4 protein-coding genes are annotated in these 4,318 nt (G+C 37.3%); all 4 read left to right on the top strand.

Features of this window, described 5'->3' with window-relative positions; translation table 11 throughout:
• Positions 1–730: DUF1214 domain-containing protein (locus tag PLK24_RS08915; protein WP_324478322.1), on the top strand; the 730-nt coding region annotated here is incomplete at its 5' end.
• 109 nt (positions 731–839) lie between these two features.
• Positions 840–1,658, top strand: coding sequence for a hypothetical protein (locus tag PLK24_RS08910; protein WP_324478320.1), 819 nt, complete (start codon positions 840–842; stop codon positions 1,656–1,658).
• Positions 1,648–2,847 (top strand): BREX system ATP-binding domain-containing protein, encoded by a 1,200-nt coding sequence (locus PLK24_RS08905; protein ID WP_324478318.1) that lies wholly within the window; start codon positions 1,648–1,650, stop codon positions 2,845–2,847. The genes PLK24_RS08910 and PLK24_RS08905 overlap by 11 nt, the downstream gene beginning before the upstream one ends.
• A gap of 1 nt (position 2,848) precedes the next feature.
• Positions 2,849–4,102, top strand: a complete 1,254-nt coding sequence (locus tag PLK24_RS08900) for a BREX system ATP-binding domain-containing protein (RefSeq protein WP_324478316.1) — start codon at positions 2,849–2,851, stop codon at positions 4,100–4,102.
• Positions 4,103–4,318 lie beyond the last annotated feature (216 nt).

The following is a 4,318-nucleotide window of genomic DNA, read 5'->3' as shown; positions in this document are numbered from 1 at the left end:
CGATCCACCTCAAGTGGTAGCTCAGATGGAAGCTGCTACTTTTTTTGAAATCTTTACTCAGCTAATGATAGAAAACCCACCTCATATTAATGACTGGCCAATTGTTGCGATTATGAGTAAGATTGGGATCATACCAGGTAAACTACTTGACTTTAAAAGTTTAGATCAAAATATTCAGGAAGTTCTCAACCAGGCTGCAAAAGATGCTTTAAAAGCTATCGGTGAACAATCACCAGTTCCTGTTGTAAATAACTGGCGTTACATTACCACGTTTATGGGGTCTTATGGGACTTCTTATATGATGAGAGCTGTTATTGCTCTTACTGGCCTTGGTGCCAACCTACCTGAAGATTCTGTATACGCTGTAACTTATCGGGATTGCAATAATGAATATTTTAATGGCAGCAAGAATTATATTATTCATTTTGAAAAAGATATGACTCCTCCAGCGAATGCTTTTTGGTCTCTCATTATTTATGATTCGTCTGGATATATAGTTGAAAACCCAATTAATCGATACAGCTTGAACAGCAAACAAAATCTGATGAAATTTAATCCAGATGGATCTCTGGATATTTACTTGCAAAATTCTTCCCCTGGAGCGGAGTGGGAGTCGAATTGGCTTCCGGTTCCTCCCAGTGGATTATTCAATGTTACCCTGCGAATATACTGGCCAAAACGTGATGCCTTAGATGGAACCTGGATATTACCCAAAGTTTATCCTCGATAGTATAGATAGATATTCATATTGCATATTTTAATTATTCAGGGTATATATGAAACAAAGCAATTTAAATTAGTCTAAAAAGTATTAAAACCTAATAAGGGAGGATACTCATATGGAGTTGAATCCAAAAGAAAGTTCACCACCTATCAGCTGGAATTTACTCGAGGACAACACACATATTTTAGCTAAAAGTGTTAAACACCTGAAAAAAGCTCAAAAAAAATGGGACTTTCGATTGTTTGAACAGATGAAACAACAATTTCAAGAATCTTTAAATAATATAAAAGAGTCCTGGAATGCTCTGGAACCTTATGTTGAAAACGAAATGACTCTTCATAAAGAATATTTAGCCACTGAACAATTCATAAAAGACTTTGAGCACGAACTAGCTGAATCAAATATTCTTTTTCAAGGTGAGTTTCCAGATTATATTTTTCCACCCTTTCACCTTCATTTTGATTTGGAAAATTATCATGTTCTTCTTATCCTGGGTAGAAAAAGTCAACGTTTTTCTATTTTACAACCACGAGAATTGGCAATTTTAATCGCCAATGAATATAAGACAATATATAACCGGCGTTTTAATTCTAAGAATTTTCTTAAGGATTTACTCAACGCCTATAAGATAGCCAATTGCCTTTCATTCAAACAAAAGGAAGCTCTTTGGGGAAAAGCGGTTTCTCTTGATAAAATATATGAAATACTCACAGTAAGACGTTCAACTCACCAAGAATATCCGAAAATTCTCTTTCAATTTGAATTAGGTCTTTTAAAGGAAAGATTCGATCTTTCTTTGAATGAAGAATATGTATTTGAGTTTGGATTTACTCGAAGCGCAAGGAAAGCTTTAGTCGTTGTGGATAGTCAAGGAAGAGAAAGTCGAATCAGTACATTAACCATTTACAAGGAGGAGCGCCCTCATGTTGATTGAAGAAAAAGAAATCGAACTTTTAAAAAGAGGAGAACCTCCAATTAATTCTGATATTCTAAAAATTATTACCATTGGTCGGGAACTATGGCTGGATTTTTTTAAAGAATACTATCTCAATAATTTTATTTATCAGGGTGGAAGCAAGGTCAAGGTTGTGGTTGGATCAGAAGGAACGGGTAAAACTCACTTATTGCGCTGCATAGAACAAGAGGCACGTGATCAAGGGTACGCCACCGTTTTTTTCTCACTCCGTGATTTTTATTTTAAATTAAATGACCTTACCTCATTGTACAAAATGATAGTCTCACAAATTGATTTAGAAGAGCTAGTCCGAGGCCTTTGCCGGAAAACAGCCAGTATGCTTGGATATGATAGCAATCATTATGATGGATCGGAACGCCTCCTTCCTATAATGGTTGAAGATGGTATGACGAAAGTTACAGCAGAAAAAGAAATTCGCAATACTGCCAGTCAAGTTTTTAAAGATGCTGATTTCGGTAGTTCATTCTCGGCTTTTGCCTATACAGTAGTTAAAGAACGTATGATAAAAGGTAAGGATGGAACCTTAACAACGGCTTTACGATGGTTGTCTGGTGAAAAATTAGAGCGACAGGAACGACAAACGACTTATTTATTTGAGAAACTGCAAAAATCGAATGCTCGTTATTGGCTTAATTCTTTGATTCGTCTATTGAAGTATGCCGGATGGAGTGGTTTGCTTGTTCTCATCGATGATGTAGATATCATAACCCGACGTTCTCCAGAAACAGCTCGCTATTATTACACACCAAATGCCATTAAAGATGTCTGCGAGATAATACGACAACTTATTGATGACACAGAGTTATTAGAAAGTTTTGTAATGATATTATCTGGTCGATACCCTATGCTCGAAGATGAAAAAAGGGGATTTAAAAGTTATGAAGCTCTTTGGATGCGCTTACAATCAGGTTTAGTAACAGTTAACCGATTTAATCGTTTTGCTGATATTGTAAATATGGATGATTTCGTAAAAGCATTGAATGACCAATTAGAAACAAAATTAACTTCCAAAATGAATGAACTTTTCACATCGGCAGGATATGAACGGAAATATCTTGAAGAACTCCCTGACACCTCGACCATGAGTAAGCTTCGCGCTATTGTAATGGAAAATGCCATGTTTATGAAAAAAAAGGAGGGATATTGATATGGACCATTATAATAAAAATCGTATGGAAGCCATTAAAGTAGTTGAAGCCCTCCGAACTGGAGTACCAACGCGAATTTCGACGAGAACCTTACCTGATCTTCGTAAAAACCTCACCGAAACCCTCCGTGCTGACCTCGATTTATTAACCACCGGAAAAATACCTCGTGGTAGATTAATTTGGGGTCAATACGGTCAGGGCAAAACCCACGTTTTAACCACTACCGAACATTTGGCTCTTGATCGACAATTTGCAGTGAGCTTCGTCTCACTCAGTCGTGAGGTATCCTGCCATAATCTTTTTCATTTTTATGGCCGGGCTGCTTCTCGTTTAAGGACTCCTGATTCTTCGATGTTCGGACTGGAACGTGCTTTATCAAAAAAACATGCCAGCGATCTTCAAAAAACATCAATACTTGTACCAGACAGATATATACATCCTCTCCCTGCAATTGTTATAGAAAATTATTTACATTCAGCTGGAGAAGAGCAGAACTTGCTTTATGGAGACTTAATGGGTACTCGTATTCCATTGACAGAATTGAAGCGAATCCATCGTCAGAACTGCTCTGAAAAATTTCCCACTTTTGAAACCAGCTTTCGAATGATTGACCACGCAAAAGCTTACTTTGGATGTTTAGCAGACACGATAGTCTTTTGTGGTTATCGCGGGTGGGTCATTCTTATCGATGAATTAGAACTTGTGGGACGCTTGGGTAGTCAATCCCGACTCAAAGCTTATCAAAATCTTCAATGGTTGCTTAATTGGTCGAATGCTCATCACTATCCAATTTACGTTATCGCTGCAGCAGCAACCAGCCTTCAGAGTGAAATGTGGTATGGAGGGAAGGATGATCGTACCCTTATGCCAAAATTAGCTGAAGAAAAGTTTGGAAAAAGCGCTTATAACGAAATAACAGAATTTTTTGAATATGCCCTGAGCCCTCAAAGTTTAGTTGTCACTCCAGCTTCAGAGGAAGCCATTTCAGAACTCTTAAAACGAATCGTCGAATTACATGGAAAAGCCTATAGCTGGGAGGCAAAGCTTGATGTTAACAGTTTAGTTCGTAATTTAGGTGAGACCACGCTTCGTACTTATATTCGAGCCACTCTTGAGAGCTTAGATCATCAGTTCCTCTACCATGAAACCATTCAAACCACTCCGTTCAATTTTAAAGAAAAACCTCTAACTGAAGACAATTCGTTTTTTTCTAATCCATATAGTCAAGAGAACAACACAGAAAATAATAACTGAAGATTTGCATAATCACCATTATTAAACATTTTCCCCTCAATAAAATGAGATAGAGAATGGTTTTGGAATGAATTACGTTTCCCCAATTCCACAATTTGTAAAAGATGAGACCATCATACCATCGAAAAGTAAGGGCTCAGGATTACATATCACTAGAATTTCTTCTCCCTTGATGGGAGAAGGTGAGGATGAGGGTGAAAGCCCAGAATGAGATCC

This window comes from Atribacter sp., from assembly GCF_035418125.1.
Lineage (GTDB): Bacteria > Atribacterota > Atribacteria > Atribacterales > Atribacteraceae > Atribacter > Atribacter allofermentans.
The sequence above is the reverse complement of the archived record's forward strand: the minus strand, read 5'-3'. Positions and strand labels throughout refer to the sequence as shown.

Coding starts and splice junctions, on each gene's coding strand:
- PLK24_RS08910 (WP_324478320.1), top strand. CDS start 840: ATGGAGTTGAATCCAAAAGAAAGTTCACCACCTATCAGCTGGAATTTA.
- PLK24_RS08905 (WP_324478318.1), top strand. CDS start 1,648: ATGTTGATTGAAGAAAAAGAAATCGAACTTTTAAAAAGAGGAGAACCT.
- PLK24_RS08900 (WP_324478316.1), top strand. CDS start 2,849: ATGGACCATTATAATAAAAATCGTATGGAAGCCATTAAAGTAGTTGAA.